Source organism: Ekhidna sp. (assembly GCF_963691765.1).
Classification (GTDB): domain Bacteria; phylum Bacteroidota; class Bacteroidia; order Cytophagales; family Cyclobacteriaceae; genus Ekhidna.
This window is the reverse complement of sequence record NZ_OY829375.1, coordinates 4,145,950-4,162,106: the sequence shown is the minus strand read 5'-3', so window position 1 is coordinate 4,162,106 and position 16,157 is coordinate 4,145,950. Positions and strand designations below refer to the sequence as shown.

12 protein-coding genes are annotated in these 16,157 nt (G+C 35.6%); 11 read left to right on the top strand and 1 reads right to left on the bottom strand.

Annotation, left to right across the window (positions count from 1 at the left end):
• Positions 1–205: 205 nt before the first annotated feature.
• The 11 genes from ACY650_RS18600 (at position 206) to ACY650_RS18550 (ending at position 14,480) form a co-directional block, all read left to right on the top strand.
• Entirely contained in the window at positions 206–2,044 is a 1,839-nt protein-coding gene (locus tag ACY650_RS18600) for a sensor histidine kinase (RefSeq protein ID WP_462249885.1), read from the top strand.
• Positions 2,045–2,605: 561 nt separating this feature from the next.
• Complete coding sequence (locus ACY650_RS18595; RefSeq protein ID WP_462249883.1) at positions 2,606–2,941, top strand: PadR family transcriptional regulator; 336 nt, start codon at positions 2,606–2,608, stop codon at positions 2,939–2,941.
• The gene (locus ACY650_RS18590) at positions 2,938–4,719 is read left to right on the top strand and encodes an ABC transporter permease (RefSeq protein ID WP_462249881.1); all 1,782 of its coding nucleotides are present in this window, start codon (positions 2,938–2,940) and stop codon (positions 4,717–4,719) included. Before ACY650_RS18595 ends, ACY650_RS18590 begins: the two co-directional genes overlap by 4 nt.
• Complete coding sequence (locus ACY650_RS18585) at positions 4,689–5,531, top strand: ABC transporter permease (RefSeq protein WP_462249879.1); 843 nt, start codon at positions 4,689–4,691, stop codon at positions 5,529–5,531. Before ACY650_RS18590 ends, ACY650_RS18585 begins: the two co-directional genes overlap by 31 nt.
• Before the next feature lie 92 nt (positions 5,532–5,623).
• Positions 5,624–7,000, top strand: a complete 1,377-nt coding sequence (locus ACY650_RS18580; RefSeq protein ID WP_462249877.1) for a hypothetical protein — start codon at positions 5,624–5,626, stop codon at positions 6,998–7,000.
• 77 nt (positions 7,001–7,077) lie between these two features.
• Positions 7,078–9,027 (top strand): formylglycine-generating enzyme family protein, encoded by a 1,950-nt coding sequence (locus tag ACY650_RS18575; protein WP_462249875.1) that lies wholly within the window; start codon positions 7,078–7,080, stop codon positions 9,025–9,027.
• Entirely contained in the window at positions 9,027–9,581 is a 555-nt protein-coding gene (locus tag ACY650_RS18570) for an RNA polymerase sigma factor (protein WP_462249873.1), read from the top strand. Before ACY650_RS18575 ends, ACY650_RS18570 begins: the two co-directional genes overlap by 1 nt.
• A 1-nt stretch (position 9,582) precedes the next feature.
• Positions 9,583–10,119, top strand: a complete 537-nt coding sequence (locus ACY650_RS18565) for a hypothetical protein (RefSeq protein ID WP_462249871.1) — start codon at positions 9,583–9,585, stop codon at positions 10,117–10,119.
• Positions 10,120–10,159: 40 nt separating this feature from the next.
• Positions 10,160–12,058: an AAA domain-containing protein gene (locus tag ACY650_RS18560; RefSeq protein WP_462249869.1), complete on the top strand. Its 1,899-nt coding sequence runs from the start codon at positions 10,160–10,162 to the stop codon at positions 12,056–12,058.
• A gap of 53 nt (positions 12,059–12,111) precedes the next feature.
• Positions 12,112–12,642, top strand: coding sequence for a CIA30 family protein (locus tag ACY650_RS18555; protein WP_462249867.1), 531 nt, complete (start codon positions 12,112–12,114; stop codon positions 12,640–12,642).
• 122 nt (positions 12,643–12,764) lie between these two features.
• Positions 12,765–14,480, top strand: coding sequence for a hypothetical protein (locus ACY650_RS18550; RefSeq protein ID WP_462249865.1), 1,716 nt, complete (start codon positions 12,765–12,767; stop codon positions 14,478–14,480).
• A gap of 78 nt (positions 14,481–14,558) precedes the next feature.
• Here the strand turns inward: ACY650_RS18550 and ACY650_RS18545 are convergent, their stop codons facing one another.
• Entirely contained in the window at positions 14,559–16,085 is a 1,527-nt protein-coding gene (locus ACY650_RS18545; protein WP_462249863.1) for a tetratricopeptide repeat protein, read from the bottom strand.
• Positions 16,086–16,157 lie beyond the last annotated feature (72 nt).

The following is a 16,157-nucleotide window of genomic DNA, read 5'->3' as shown; positions in this document are numbered from 1 at the left end:
AACAAGTGTACATACATTTATTTTAACTCAATAATGTGTTATTAACTCACTCCTTAAGGAGAGTTTTGAGAAATAAGTTTCACGTCTTAGCACTATTAAAAGTTAAAATTCGGTGATTAAATATTTTATTTCTTGGTTGTTTGCTGCTTGGTGCTCAATCATATTTGGATACAGCCAAAATTTAAATAGTAATTCAACTTTGAATATGATTTTAGATGAGTTGAATGATCCAATAGATCAGATAGATTCTATCAATTTACTTACTTCATCGCTATTTAAATCTGATCCTTCGTTAGCAAAAACATTGGCCGAAAAAGCGCTTGAAATATCTCTCAAGGAATCTTATTCTAATGGAGAGGCTGAAGCACACTATTATTTAGGAACACTGTCAGCATATGATAAAAATGATGTTGCACTATATCATTTACAGAAGTGCTATAAAATAGCTAAAGAATTAGATAAGCAGGTATTACAAGCAAATGCATTGCTTAGTCTGAGTGCTGTATATCATGGCATGGATCATTTGGTCAAAGCGATTGAGTCTTGTAAGCTTGCTAAAAAGATAGGGTTAGCTTTAGGTAATCAAAAGATACTCTCAAGAGTGCATACCAATTTGGCTACATTCTATTATTACCAAGATGAAATTACAAATGCCCTTCAGCATTCAAGAGCAGCACTTCAATTGAAGATCGAATTAAAAGATGATTATGGAACTAGGCTCAATTACTTGAACCTAGGTGTGATTTTATGTGAATTTGATTCAACACTGGACGAAGGCATAAGCTATTTGAAAAGAGCTCGACTACTTTCCACTAATGATCCCATCATGGTTAATGACATTGTGTCGAATATGATCTGGGCTTATTCTAGAAAGAAGCAATACGAGATTAGTATTTCGTATTTAGACTCTGCGATATGGGGTAACGATACCATCGAAAATAAATATACGTTACAGTCAATTCACAGAATGGGAAAAGAGGTCTACCTCAAGCTAGCAGATTTTGAAAATGCTTATAATCATTTAAACCAAGAGACTAAGGTTCAAAACGAATTAAAGAGTGCTGAAATAGAAAGTAAATTTAAAATATTAGATCTTGAGAATTCCAATATTGAAAAACAGGAAAAAATTCTATTATTGGAAAAAAAGAGACTAATGGCTAATCTGAAATTTCAATATGCGATTGGCTGTGCTGTTCTCTTTTTAGTGCTTTTCATCGTAATGTATAGAAACTTTAAGGCGAAGGAGCAGTTGTTAAAAAACTTAGAATTTAAACGTCGAGAAATAGAAGAAAAGTCTAATCTACTGGAAGTAAAGAATAAAGAAATTGAACAGTTTGCCTACGTTGCCAGTCATGATCTAAAAGCTCCTTTGCACACAATCATTAGTTGCATTAATGTTCTTAACGAAGAAATAGAGTCAAAATTAAGTGCTAATGCAAGACAAATGGCTTCATTTATGGAAACAAGTGTTTCAAGAATGCGAACCATGATTGATACACTGTTAGAGCATGGTAAACTCGGGGCGGATATCAAATTTGAAGAGGTCGATCTCAACGAGTTGATTAGAAATTTGCAGGCAGATCTTAGTATTCTTATAGCAGAGTCTAAAGCTAAAGTTGTAGTTAACTATTTGCCGAGTGTAATCGGCTCTCGTACAGAATTATCTTTGCTATTTCAAAATCTCATAACGAATGCAATCAAATTTTCGAGCGTTGATCAAACTCCAATAATTACCATATCATATCGATCTCTACAAGAGGAACAAAAACTCCAAATATCTATTCGTGATAATGGCGTGGGTATACCTCATAAAAGGCAAGAAAGAGTATTTAAGTTATTTGAGAGAGCTCATGGTAAGCAATATGAGGGTAGTGGAATAGGTCTTGCTCATTGTCAGAAAATTATAAAACTGCACAACGGAAATATTTGGCTTGAATCAACAGAAGGTATTGGCACTACCTTTCATTTTACACTGCCTTTTTTTTATAAAGCCAAGCAGATTAATCCTTTAAATATTAAGAAAGTGCTTAAACGAACAGGCTAGTTTATGCATACTTTAAAGTCTCGTTATTCTTTGGATGAAGTTTATATATGAATTGTTAATAATTTGTAGAGAGTATAGATAAGAGTGGTTTTTATGATACTCACTATTCTTCAAAATAAATGCTGGTATTTTTTTATTATAGATTTTCTCAAAATACCATTGAATAATTTCTATTTCACTGTCTCCCCATAATGTCATCTTGTTAATTCTATATGCTGAAAAGTAAGTGTTGCTGTCATATAGTTCGGGTAGTGCCATTGAAATAAGTGATGTCCATCCTAAAGGCGTAATTTCTTGACTTAACTCAATTTTTAGTTGATAGGCTTTGTATTTCATATTCTCATAGAATTGTTTGAATATTCAATTAGTAAACTTAAGGATTTGGAAATGACCATTTTAACAAGCATGGTATACTAGATGTAAACATCCTAGTTATTGAGTGAAGTATTTGCAGCTATTTGCTAATTACATTAAGCTTTTCAAGCTGAATATTAGTTAGTTGTACTTTTTATACAACTAATTGATTACTTTCACGTATTCTACAACAAATAAATTGACCAAATGAAAGGAACACACATCGGGGAGTTAGAAGAGTTAATACTGCTAACAGTCGGTTCTTTATTCGATGAAGCTTACGGCGTAGCTGTAATGGATGAAGTGAGAAATAAGGCTGGTAGAGATATGAATATTAGTGCAATTCACGCAGTATTAAGACGTCTTGAAGAAAAAGGACTCTTAAAATCCAGAATGGGTGGTTCTACCAATGAAAGAGGTGGTAGGAGAAAGCGCTTGTTTACATTGACTAAGGAAGGAAAGCTTGCATTAGATAATAGCATCGCTCTACGACAGTCATTGTATGAACGAATACCCAATATCACTTATAACTTCTCAATATGAACGTTCAGCCACCAAAATGGGCAGATCGATTTCTAAGGTGGTACTGCAATCCACGCTTCTTAGAGGAAATAGAAGGGGACATCTATGAACTCTTTGAAAGAAGAATAGAAATTCAAAACCATAAGTTGGCTAAGGCAAAGTTTGTATGGGATGTGTTTCGCTTTTTCAGGTGGTCAAATATTAAAAGGACAAACTCAAAATATGCTACAATGAATCAATTTATGCTTTTTAGTAACTACCTCAAGCTAGGAATGCGGAATATCCGCAAAAATTTAGTTACCTCATCTATCAACATTTTCGGACTTGCAATTTCAATATGTTTTGCCATTTCAATATTCATATTTATGGATATGTCATTAAATATGGATGGCTATCATACAAATGGTGATCGCATCTATCAAATTACTAATTATGTAGAGCAAGACGGGAGTGAAGAATTATGGGGAGATTCCCCAATTGAACTAGGGCCTGACTTGGCCAGTAGCAATCCTTCAGTAGAGAATTTCTCAAGAGTGGAATTTAGATCTGCAAGCGTCAGGTCTGGAGCAGATGTTTTTGACGAACTCGTTCTATTTGTAGATCCTGGATATCATCAGATGTTTGATTTCCCAATGATAAATGGAAATAAAAATGTTCTGAATAATAAGAACCATGTTGTAATTAGCAAGAACATGGCAATAAAATACTTCAGTGATGAAGATCCTATGGGCAAGGAGTTGTCATTCAAGTTTACTAATGGTGTTATAAAGAGGCTTACGGTGGGTGCGATACTTGATAAGTATCCATACAATACAAGTATTGCTTACGACTTTTATATCCCTATAGACAATTTCTATGATCTCAATTTTGAAAATACTAAAGGGTGGTCCTTCATGACTGATGCTACCTTTATTCTATTAAAAGAAGGGGAAAGTATTACCTCAATAGAGGAATCGTACGATGGTTATAAAGAACTTCAACACAGCAGCAATCCAGAATGGAAGATTAAATCCTTTCAAGCACTACCATTATCCGAATTATCAACTTCGAGTTATAAAATAGTTGGTTCTGTTTCTGGAGGTGGACATCCGGCAGGTAGAATTGCTTTGACAGTAATTTCGTTATTTCTGTTGAGTATGGCTTGCTTCAACTTTATGAATATAAGTGTTGTAGGTGCATCTAAGAGGTTGAAAGAAATTGCTCTAAGAAAAGTAATGGGTAGCGTTAAGAGAGAGATTGTGAAGCAGTTCATGGTTGAAAATCTTTTACAATGCTTTTTTGCATTAATAGTGGGTGCATTATTGGCATATTTCCTTTTAGTCCCATGGTTTGATTATATGATTCCAGAGATGGAGTTAAAATTTCGAACTGCTTACCCATTAACGCTAGTTTTTTTCTTAGTGAGTCTGCTATTAATTGTTGGTTTGATAGCCGGAGCTTATCCTTCATTTTACATTGCGAAATTTGATGCAATAACCATTTTCAAGGGGAATCAAAAATTTGGTTCTAAGAACGCTTTTTCAATGATCATGCTAGGTGTTCAGTTTTTTCTGGCAATCGTTACTGTCGTCGGGTGTTTCGTGATGACTGAGCAAAATATCTATCTGGGGAAAAAGGACTGGGGGTATGATCCTTCAGGTACAATGTCAATTTATGTGACTGGAGAAGAACAGTATGAATTATTAAAAAATGAATTAATTGCCCATCCAGCTGTTGATTTTTATACTGCATCAAATTTTCTGATTGGGAGGGGGCGCCTAGGAGTCCAATGGAAATCGAGGATAAGCAAATGTCTGTGAGGCAAATTTCTGTTTCTGAAAATTACTTTAAGACATTCAGATTAAATATGAAGGAGGGACGTGCACTGACAGATTTGGCAAGCGACCAAAAAGGAAGTGTCGTAGTTAATGAAAAATTTGTAGAATCAATGGGGTGGGAACAACCCATTGGTAAAGTCTTCACACATGATAGTACAAGAAGAACTGTTGTAGGCGTTGTTAATGACTTTCATTACTACGATTTCTTCTCAGCTATCGAACCGGTAATGATCAGTGGATTAAACGCTAATGAAGTACATTATCTGACTGTACAAACTTCTCCAGAAAAATTGTTAGATCTCGAATCTTTTGCAAGAAAAGCCTGGTATCAGATAGCACCTAATGATCCATTTGATCGCGTTTTTCAAAAAGATGCATTTGATAATTTTTATCAAGAGAACACTGCAAACACCTCAATTCTGATGTTTATATCAACAATTGCCATTGTATTGGCATGTCTAGGATTGTACGGTTTACTATCATTTAATGTACAAGGAAAGCTAAAAGAATTCAGCGTGAGGAAAGTGCTTGGTGCTGAATCTAAATCGCTTATTAGAATAGTTAGCAAAAGATACTTTTGGGTATTACTTATTTCATTTTTACTTGGCGCACCTCTTGGTGCAATAGGAATGATAAACCTTGTAATAACCATTTTTCCAGATCCGGAAAAAGTAACCGCATTGCCATTTATTGTGGCTATGGCAATCATTTTGATAACATTAATAGTAACCGTAGCAGGTCAAATTAGTAAAGCAATAAAGGTCAATCCGGCAGAATTATTGCGAACCGAATAGACATTATTAAGGGCAGATTGAGAGATCTGCCCTTTTTATTTCGATTCTATTATCCTTTCTATAGATTTCATTTCTCATTAGCTTTATTGCATATGAAAGATGAAAAACATCCAATCGTTCCAAAATGGCTGGAAGAACTTCAGCAACGAAGTTGGGAGCCTGAAATACTTCTGTCAGGTATAGTGCTCTATGGTATGTTCAAAGTACCAGATCTTCTAGATGATTTTTTGATGTTTTTTAAACTTAACATCTTCGGAAATTCTACAGACATTAATAATCTGATTGCCTTTTTTAAAATGGGTATTTATTGGCTTATCACAGGGCTAATTCTTCATCTAATTTGTCGAGGAATATGGATTGGTATGGTCGGCCTTAGCTACACATTTCCGACTGGAATACGTGGAGATCGGATTAGTTATAAAGAAAAGTTCAAAGAAAAGGTTGATAAAAGTCCAACCTACGAACAGATCGTTGTTAGGCTTGAAAAAATAAGTAGTTCATTGTTTAGTGTCTCTTTTATGCTTTTCATGAGCATAATAGGAGGCTATTTCTTTTTCCTTGTACTAGTAATACTTCCTTTTACCGTAACTTATATCTACTTTGATATAGGTTTTGAGGGTGCTTTTTTTGACGCATTTCAAGTATATGTATTTATAGTTATTAGTGTTGCATTTCTAGCTTTAGCGGATTTTGTTACACTTGGATACTTTAGAAGATTTAAATGGTTTGCTAAAATATATTGGCCAATTCATAAGCTTGTGAGTGCACTTACATTGTCACGTTTTTATCGACCGATATATTATGGTATCGTTACCAATTTCAACAAATGGGCCTTTTTTGTTTTCCTTGTAGTTTTTGCTTTTGTAAGTATTGCTGGTGCCGGAAATTATTCTAATAGGGTATATCCTGGTGATAGTATTTCAAGATTAAGTGTATGGGGTACTACTCAGGGATACACAGCATACACAGGATATTACGACGATAGAAATGAAGATTTTCCGTCTTGGAGAGCCCACATTCCTTCAGATGTAATTTCAGGCAATGTTCTTAAATTGTTTGTAGTCGCTCAGATAGCATACGAGGAAAAAATGTTAGAAATCACTTCCGTAGATTCACTTCGGAAAGTTTATCCTGATACTTCAAAAGCTGCACTCAATTTGATGGCCGTCAAAAACTATTTCAAAGTGGCTATAGATCAAAAAGAAGTAGAAGTTCCAAAATGGTATTTTCATTATAAAGAATCTTCTAAGCAAAGAGGCTTTCTTACGTTTATAGACATTGGTGATGTTGAAGAGGGTCTTCATCAATTGCAGATCTCTTCGCCATCAGATTCATCATTTAGTCGTCCTATTTCTAACATTCCCTTTTACAGAGATGTGAATATTGTACCAGGTACTCCAAATAAAACAAGAGAGGATAAAGAAACAAGTGTCGATTTTCAGCCAAAACCGTTCGGAATAAGGGATTAGAAAAAAATATTCTTCTCAATTGAACCTGGCTGAGTTTGAAGTGTATGGCTTATCAAACATTCAAAATCAGAATCAAAATGAAGAAGCTAATTTACCTTATAGCTATACTTAGCACATCGGTTTTATTTGGGTTTGATAAACCTGAAGATGTGCCATCTAAAATCACCGAATTAAGAACCAATAAGTGGTATCGGGAGATTTTACTTTCATGGAAAGATTACCTCGAAGTGAATCCCGAGTACGAAGAGGGGTGGGTAAACTATTACAAGGCCTCCAAATATGCTGGCAAACCAGACAACCTTCTAGATGAAATTGTAAATGAAGTCAAGGAACGGTTTCCAAATACATTCACTAGCCACTACATAACGTTTCATCAACATGGATGGGATGAGAATGGAATCATTCAGCTTGAACAAGCGTTAGACCTTGATAAATCTGGTGTTCGTGCATTAGAAGACCGTTTAGCTCTTAGCTACCTAAAAAACGATCAAGATAAGTCTGAGATTTCTAAAAAAGTATTCGATGAAGGTCTTATTCATAGTAGTACATTAAACTACAACTATAATTTACTAATGTCAGTAAGTGACAATGGTATCTTAATAACTGATGCAATTCATACTACAATTCCAATCTGGGTTTTGCAAGATGTAATGGGGGTTCGTAAAGACGTATCCGTACTCAACCTTGAATTGGCTAGTGATGAATCTTATGTAACCAATGTTCTAGAAGAGAAAAACCTTCAAGCCAGTGTTGACGATTTGATGAGCGTTGAAAATCAAGCTGAAGTATTCTATGCGCTTACATTACCTCGAAAGCGTCTTGAAAATCTCGAGAACAACTTATACGTGATTGGGCTAGCTTCGACAAATGGAGATAAGTCTTTTAATCACTTTGAAATACTAAGAGAAAATATCGAAGATCGATTTCTTTTAGATTATCTGACAATCGATTTTAATGGCGAACCAAAGTATGCGACAGGCAATGTCCTTTCTTCAAATTATATCGTTCCTCTTCTTCTGTTGAAAGAGTTTTACGATAACCTAAACAATGACCAACGATCGGAAGAAATACGAGATCAAATCTTATCTATAGCCGGTAAATCGAAGATTAAGACTCGCGTAGAATTGCTTTTAAATTCAAGAAAAGCGTCTCGTACTTTCAAGATTGTAGAGCTTGAAACTAAGAAAATTGATAAAAGCATGAAGCCAATGAAGGACGATCTGTTTGTTTCAAATTTCGAACTCACCAATAATGATTTTTGGTTTTTCATGGAGTATTTAAGAACAAATGGTTACTCGGAACTATATGAAAAATCTAAGCCAGATTTATCTAAATACGACGATGTTACTAAAGCTCTTTTGTTTAACTATCAGTATAGTCCTGCAAATGCACAGTCTGTTAAAGTGGATAGAGGGGGCAATTACCTTGATTATCCCGTAATTGATATCACGCATGAAACAGCAAAAGCGTATTGTGAATGGTTAACTGTACAATACAATGCTCAAGAAAAAAGAAAGTACAAAAAGGTAGAATTCAGATTACCAACCAAGGAAGAATGGATGATAGCAGCTCTAGGCTATAAAGACTTTACATCTTGGAAACTTGAGGAAAATACGGTTAAAGCCAAGGAAAAAGAAGGAAAGGCACCAATTAACTCTTACGATCTATCCGAGCATACTATTTCTTATCCATGGTACAATGGTGCGTGGAATTATAGAAACAACATTAAAAATTCAAAGGATTGTTATTTAGCAAATATTAAAGTACCTGAGGATGTTATATGTGCTGGAGGTGTAAAAGGTGATGGGTTCACTTTTGCAGCGCCAGTAGGCAGCTACTTTGCCAATGGCATGGGCTTATATGATGTTGTGGGGAATATCTCAGAAATGACGCAAACTCCTGGAGAGGCAATGGGCGGAAGTTGGAATCATTCAGCTGAAGAAGCTACTATTCAAAGCATTACAAATTACGAGGGGTCGGATATTAGTGTTGGTTTTCGATTATTTATGGAAGTGATTGAAGAGTAATGATCTTTAATAAACACGTAAATAGGACTGATGAAGAGCTGATGGTGCTGGTTAAAAACCGGAACCATCAGGCTTTTTCTATTCTATATAATCGATATGCCGACAGACTAAATGCATTCTTTTATCGGATGCTTTGGTCTAATCGTGAAATGTCTGAAGATTTTGTTCATGATCTATTTTCTAAGATTATTAACAAACCAGAATTATATGATGAATCGTACATGGTCAAACCTTGGCTTTTTCGAATTGCATCTAATATGTGCAAAAATGCTTATCGAAAGAGAAGTTTTGAAGAAGCATATCAGAAGGCGCACTTTCATGAAGAGCCAATTACCCAGCTACAAGAACATCAATTAGATGAGGTAGTCTTGACAGATCAAATACATGAATTGCTGGATGAGATGGGTGAGGAAAGGAAGATGTTATTCCTTCTTCGTTATCAACAAGAACTTCCGATTCAAACAATCGCTGAGATGCTGGATATCTCAGAAGGAACAATCAAGTCACGATTATTTTATACAAAAGAGAAAATACGAACTTCATTAAAATATTGAGATGAAAGAGTTTGAAAAAATAGAATCCCTACTAAAAACCAAAGCCTATCATTCTTTGACAGCCGATGAGAAAGCTATTGTCGATGCAGAATTGGGACAAGACACTTACGAGGAGTTAAGAAATGGAATAACTCAAATAGCTAGTGAACAAATAAAAGTCAGAAAGGATGTGAAGGCGTCGCTAATGACTGAATTTAAACAGCAAGAGAGACGTGGGATATTTGCTTTAATACAATTCAAATTACCAGCTTACACACATGCATTTTCACTGGCAATAATCATATATGTCATATTCTTCATGCCTAAGGCTGAACGTGTTGTTACACAAAATCAAATAGTCGAAGTAATGGTTCGTGATACTATTGAAATCAGACAGGTGGATACGCTTTTTGTGGAGAAGGTAGTTAAGGTTCCAACGCCAGTTTTTGTTGCACAAGAAGTGGAATCAGAGAAACCTATTGAAATAAAGCAAGTTAGTAATCGGTCGATTTCGGAGCAGAAGGAAGTAATGGATTTGGTAGTGAGAGGATTGGACTAAATTGAATTAGTAATTCATCCTTTGTGTTTACTTTCGGCGAATGGATGAAGGAGACATTCGCGCTAGCTTTGAACACCAAGTAAAGCTTCTAAAGAAAGAGAAGGCTGCAGATTATGCGCTTTATGAAGAGCGTATGATGAATACTAATATTAAGGATCGTGTTAAAAATGGAGTGACCTGGTATCCAATTAGGATAGAGAAAGACTTTATAAGCACGGGGGAAAGGATAACCTTAGAAATAGCTAAGAATAATCAAGAAACGCAAAAACATGCTTTTCAAGTTGGTGGTGTAGTTAGTGTTTTTTCAGGTTCAGAAGAAAAAGATAAGACGCTAGGAGGAGTAGTTGGATACCTTAAAGAAGGTGTCATGCGCATTGTTTTAAATCAGTCATTTCTCCCTGAGTGGGTAAGTACTGATAAACTCGGTGTTAATCTACTTTTTGATGATGGTACCTATCGTGAAATGAATAAGACTTTGCATTCTGTGATGAATGCCTCAAATGATAGGTTAGCAGAACTTCGCGATATTTTGTATGGTAAAAATCAAGCTTATTTTAAAAGTGGACACACATTCCAAATACCTGCATTAAATCACATTCAAAATCAAGCATTTACTAAAATTTTACATGCTCAAGATGTGGTGTTTGTTCATGGACCTCCTGGAACAGGTAAAACAACAACACTAACAAAGTGCATCAAAGAAGTAGTCAAAGAGGAAAAGCAAGTGTTGGTATGTGCACCAAGTAATGCTGCTGTAGACTTATTGGTTGAAAAGTTGGCTATGGAAGATGTCAAGGTATTAAGATTGGGTCATCCAGCACGTTTAACTCCAGATGTTGTTGAAAACAGCTTAGATGTAAGGATCAGTAAACATCCAGACTTTAGTCGGTTAAAAGAAATGCGAAAGCAATCTGAAGAATACCGTGCACTCGCAGGAAAATTCAAGAGGCAGTTTGGTAAGCAAGAGAAGCAGCAAAGGGATATGCTCTATAAAGAGGCACGTGCACTTAAGTCTGAATCAAGACACTTGGAAAATTACATTTCAGATAGTCTCGTAGATCGTGCGCAAGTCATTGCTTGTACGTTAACAGGAGCTGCTCATTCACTTATTCAAGATCGGAGATTTAAAACCGTCTTTATTGATGAATCTTCTCAAGCGATGGAAGCTGCTGCTTGGATACCGATTGTTAGGGCTAACCGGGTCATTATGTCTGGTGATCATCACCAATTACCACCGACTATTAAATCAATCGAAGCAGCCAAAGATGGGTTAGAACACACACTGTTTGCCCGCGGGCTTGAATCTCAGACAGAAGGTGTTGTAATGTTGGAAACCCAATATAGAATGGAGCCAGCCATAATGGGATTTTCCTCCCAACAGTTTTATCATGGAAAACTTGTTGCAGATGAAAGCATCCTTAGTAGAAATAGCAGATTCGAAGACTCCATCAGATTTATAGATACCGCAGGTGCAGGGTATGAAGAAAAGGTAAAACAAGAAACTCTAAGTACATATAATGAAGGCGAGGCCATGCTATTGACCAAATTAATGGAAAGCGAAAATCTAGTTGGCTTAACTATAGGTGTTATAGCTCCCTATAAAGCACAAGTTGAAGTTTTAACCAAAATGATCCAGAAGTCAGAGGAACTTTCAAGCGTTTTAGAAAATGTCGATATAAATAGCGTGGACGCATTTCAAGGACAAGAGAGGGACGTGATCTATATTTCTTTAGTAAGAAGTAATACTTCAGGAGAGATTGGTTTTTTGAAAGAGTATCGAAGATTAAATGTTGCTATGACAAGAGCTAAACTACGCCTTGTTATGATCGGTGATTCTGCAACACTAGGGGGAGATACCTTTTATTCTTCTATGCTGGATTATGTTCAAAAAGAAGGACTATATCAATCCATTTACGAGTTGCCCGAGTTAATGAGCTAATCAATCTTAAACAGTGAGTTGTTTTTCTTGTTATACTGATCAAACAGCGTCTTATGAAAACACTTGCATTATTAAGTATTGCACTTCTGCTAACTCAATCTACAGTTATAAAATTTTCTGATGATACACTCAATGAGTGGTATGTGCTTAATGATGGTGTAATGGGAGGTTTGTCCAAAGGAAAGCTTGTTGAAACGGATCAAGGAGTTCTGTTTTTCGGTTCAGTTTCACTGGCTAATAATGGCGGCTTTACTTCATATAGAGGGCCATGGAAATCCTATGATCTTTCAGAATATCACGAAGTAGAAATACGTTATCGAAGTGAGGGAATGAAGCTTGCTTTCACTATGGAAACGAGCCGAAGGTTTTGGATCCCAAATTATAAAATGAGTCTTTCTAAAAGTCAGGAATGGGTCACAAAGACATTCAAATTAGCTGATTTTAAACAATATAGACTTGGTACTTTTACTGGCAAATCTTTTACAGAAGATGTCAAGGATGACATTATACGTGTAGGCTTTATTACAGATGAAAAGCGTGAAGGTGACTTCAAGTTTGAAGTCGCTTATGTGGAGTTTAGATGATTATTCTTTGGATATTTTCAGATTGATGGGAGTATTGAATTGGTATTTAATGGTTTTATGCTAGATTTAATTGCATGTCACCAAACTAAATAAGCTAATAGCTTATACCTAAGTCCACTTTTATGGAAACCATCGATGCCTTTTTAGGATCTCTTAAAGATTTCTTTACGCTTTCAATTAAACAATATCAGGGAATATTCTTAGGTATATTAACAACCACCTCTGCTGGTCTTTTACTTAATAGACTACTTCAGAAAAGTCAAAAAGGTATAGATAAAAAGTTCTTTAAAGATTGGACGGATGTTGGTTCTCGGAGTACCAATGTTTTACACTACTACATGTATTACATCAATCCAATAAGAAAAACCTTTGTCAGAGCTCCACTAGTACTTCGTGAAATAAAAGTAAGAGATGACTACTTCGATATATTTTATAAGGCAGAATACTACTCACTAGACTCGAAAGGAAAGACAAAAAATTATAAAGGTAAAGGAACTGTCAAAGGAAATATCTTGGAGCTAACACTTCTGGATACAGAAAAAGGAGAGGTGCTCTTTATCATATCATATTTGAGTAATAATAGAGAAAGTTCATTGTTCAATGCACTCCATCTAGGGACTGATCACAGAAATGATACTATTTGCTCAAATAGACTGATTAGAAAAATTTCTCTTAACCAAGAAACAGTCAAATTAAAAGGCGAAATTATTTACGAGAAGGATCGCAAAGAGGATCCAGATTTGGAAGAGATCTTTAACTACCTGCAATATGATGCAAAGCGAATAAAGCTAACGCAATTTACCGATCATGATATTGAAGGACTTAGACAAGTCAATAAGAAGCTCATGCAGCGATTACAAATCAATAAGCTTCAAAAGATGATTGGAACCTGGATTTCTTTTTCAACAGTTTATGGCGATAACAATGTTTATTCATTTAGGTGGTCTATAACCCAGAATGAAAAAAGTTTTGAAGTATATCGTGACTCTAATGAAGAGCTTTATAAAGGCACAGTAAAGTATGGTCACGATTTCATTTCCTTTTTGCTAACTCAAAGCGGAATCATTCACAATGAGTTTGTAGATCTAGTGCCAACGGGCAAAAGAAAGCATCTTATGGCCATGGATGATGAAGAAGAAGGAGTATTTAAGGGGCTAACATCAACCTTTGTTAGAGAAAATTCGGATTCTCATCCAGTAGTCACACGAGAGATTATGGTAAAACTCTCAGACTCACCAATTACCATAGATAAAGCAAAGCGTGGGGGTCCTGAAACCTGGGATATGGTGCGTGATAAGTTTGTGAATAGTGATTTATGCAATCAAGATGCGGAACGTTTAACACAAATAGTTAAAGAATACATAGAAAACGGTAACGATCGAATCTATGCCAAGCTTCAAAATCAACACAATGTTAAAAGAGATCAGTTTTCAGGAACATATTATGTCTATTATATCAACAGTGCTACGGACGAATTTGAACGATTCTTTTTAAGTGTAGATAAAAAAAAGGGTGTAGAATGCCAGCAATATGTCAATTCTAAAGGGAGTGGTGAAAGGATAGATACCTTCGTTGGAGGTGTTCCATATGAGAATAAACGGCAAGTAATTATTCAAGCATATTCTGAAAAGCGTCCAGTAGCAATTACGATATTGAGAGCTACTGAAAAAGGTGGGTACTTGACTACCTATAACAAAGGCAATTCTCCTGTTGCTACAAGAGCTACTTTAAAAAAAACAGATGACAAAACTCCTCATCTAAAAGACTGGAATAAATCTGCATACAAAGAACTTGAAGAAGAGTTGCGTACTAAAGGTCCTTACCTTGTTTACAGGTAATCTTTTGAAGATTTTTCATACTAGGCTAGAACGGAGTTGGATTTATTGATTAGCTCTTAGATAGTAAGTTAAAATTAACTAAGCTTCTTGTTCGTCACTTAGCTTTTCATTTATGCTTCTTAGTGCATTGTCTAGTTCGGTCGCAGACTCTTGAAGGCTCTCGTTGATAAATGGTAGGTTGACAGAATCTTCTGGATCATATAGGTCTACCAACCCAAGTATTCTTGCTAGTGGAGCACGTACAATATGTGAATTTGAAGAAAGGTATTCCTTAAGTTGTTGGTTTCGAATTTTAAGTTGTTCGGTGCGCTTATTTACGACCTTTTCAAGGTTGTTGTTCATGACAATAATCTCATGATTAGCACGCTGCAATTCCTCTGACTGCTTTTCTATTTGAATATTAAGTTTTTGAAGGGCTTCATGATCTTTACGTTTACGCTTGTAGTTTACAAATAGGAGGTAAGTGATCACAAACATTGATAATAAACCCGCGATGAGCGAATTACGAATTAAGATTGCTACTTCTAATTCATTTTCCTGTTCAAGTCTTTCTCTTTCTTGTTCTATTTCCTGCTGAATCTGAAGTTGGTTGTATTCATATTCTGCTTCTTGAAAGGCTATGCGCCTAGCAAGATCATTGTTGAACAATGAATCATTGGTAGACTTGTAGGTCTTATGGAATTGTAAAGCTTCCTTCAATCTGTTTTGCATCTCATAAACATCAGCAAGGTATCTTGCTGCATCTCTAAGTTCTGACCTTAGTCCAGCTTTTGATGCAATATTATATGCTTGCTTAAATGATGTTTCAGCATTACTAATTTGATTAAGACCTAGATGCATTTTTCCTTGATCAATCTTTGCAAGGCTTAGAATGTATTGATTGCGTAGCATATTAGATAGACTAATTGCGCTATCTAAATATATTTTCGCTGAGTCAAGGTTGTTTGACTTAACATAAACACTGCCTATGTTATAAATAGGGTATAAGGCACTACTTGGATCATTAATCTCTCTAGCGATAGCCCAAGCTCTTCTTAGATAGTCAAGAGCTAAATCATAATTGCCGTCGATTTTGTGAATGTATCCTATGTTGTTCAGTACATTCCCTTCACGAGGGTCATTCTGTATGTTAAAGCCTCTCACCGCTTTTTCATAGTATTCTAATGCGCGATCATGATCTCCTAAAAAGTTGTATAATCTGCCTATGTTATTTGTGCATCCAACAACACGTTCATTATTATTTAGCTCTTCAAAAGTTGATTGTGCTTCTAAATAGAGTTGAAGTGCACGATAAAAATTGCCCAGATTTGTATGTGCTATCGCAGCACGCATTTTAGCATCAGCTATGCCCAGTCTATATCCGGCGGCTTGAGCCATACGTTCACTTTTTTCAGCAAGTAGGAGTGTGCTATCAGGATTTGAAGACCTTAAAGAATAGGCAATGGAGTTAAGTGTTTCTACTTTTATTACAAGATCATCGCTTTCATTAAAAACACGCCAAAGGCTGTCAGTATTATCCTGAGCAATTGCTAGCGTAATAGCAACACTGCAAATGATAAGTATGGTTAAGCTTCTAAGAATCAACAAGTGGTAGGCTGATGGCATTGATTAATTAACTAATAAAGACCATAACCGTCAATTTATCAAATGATAATAATGAAAATACGACGGAAGAAG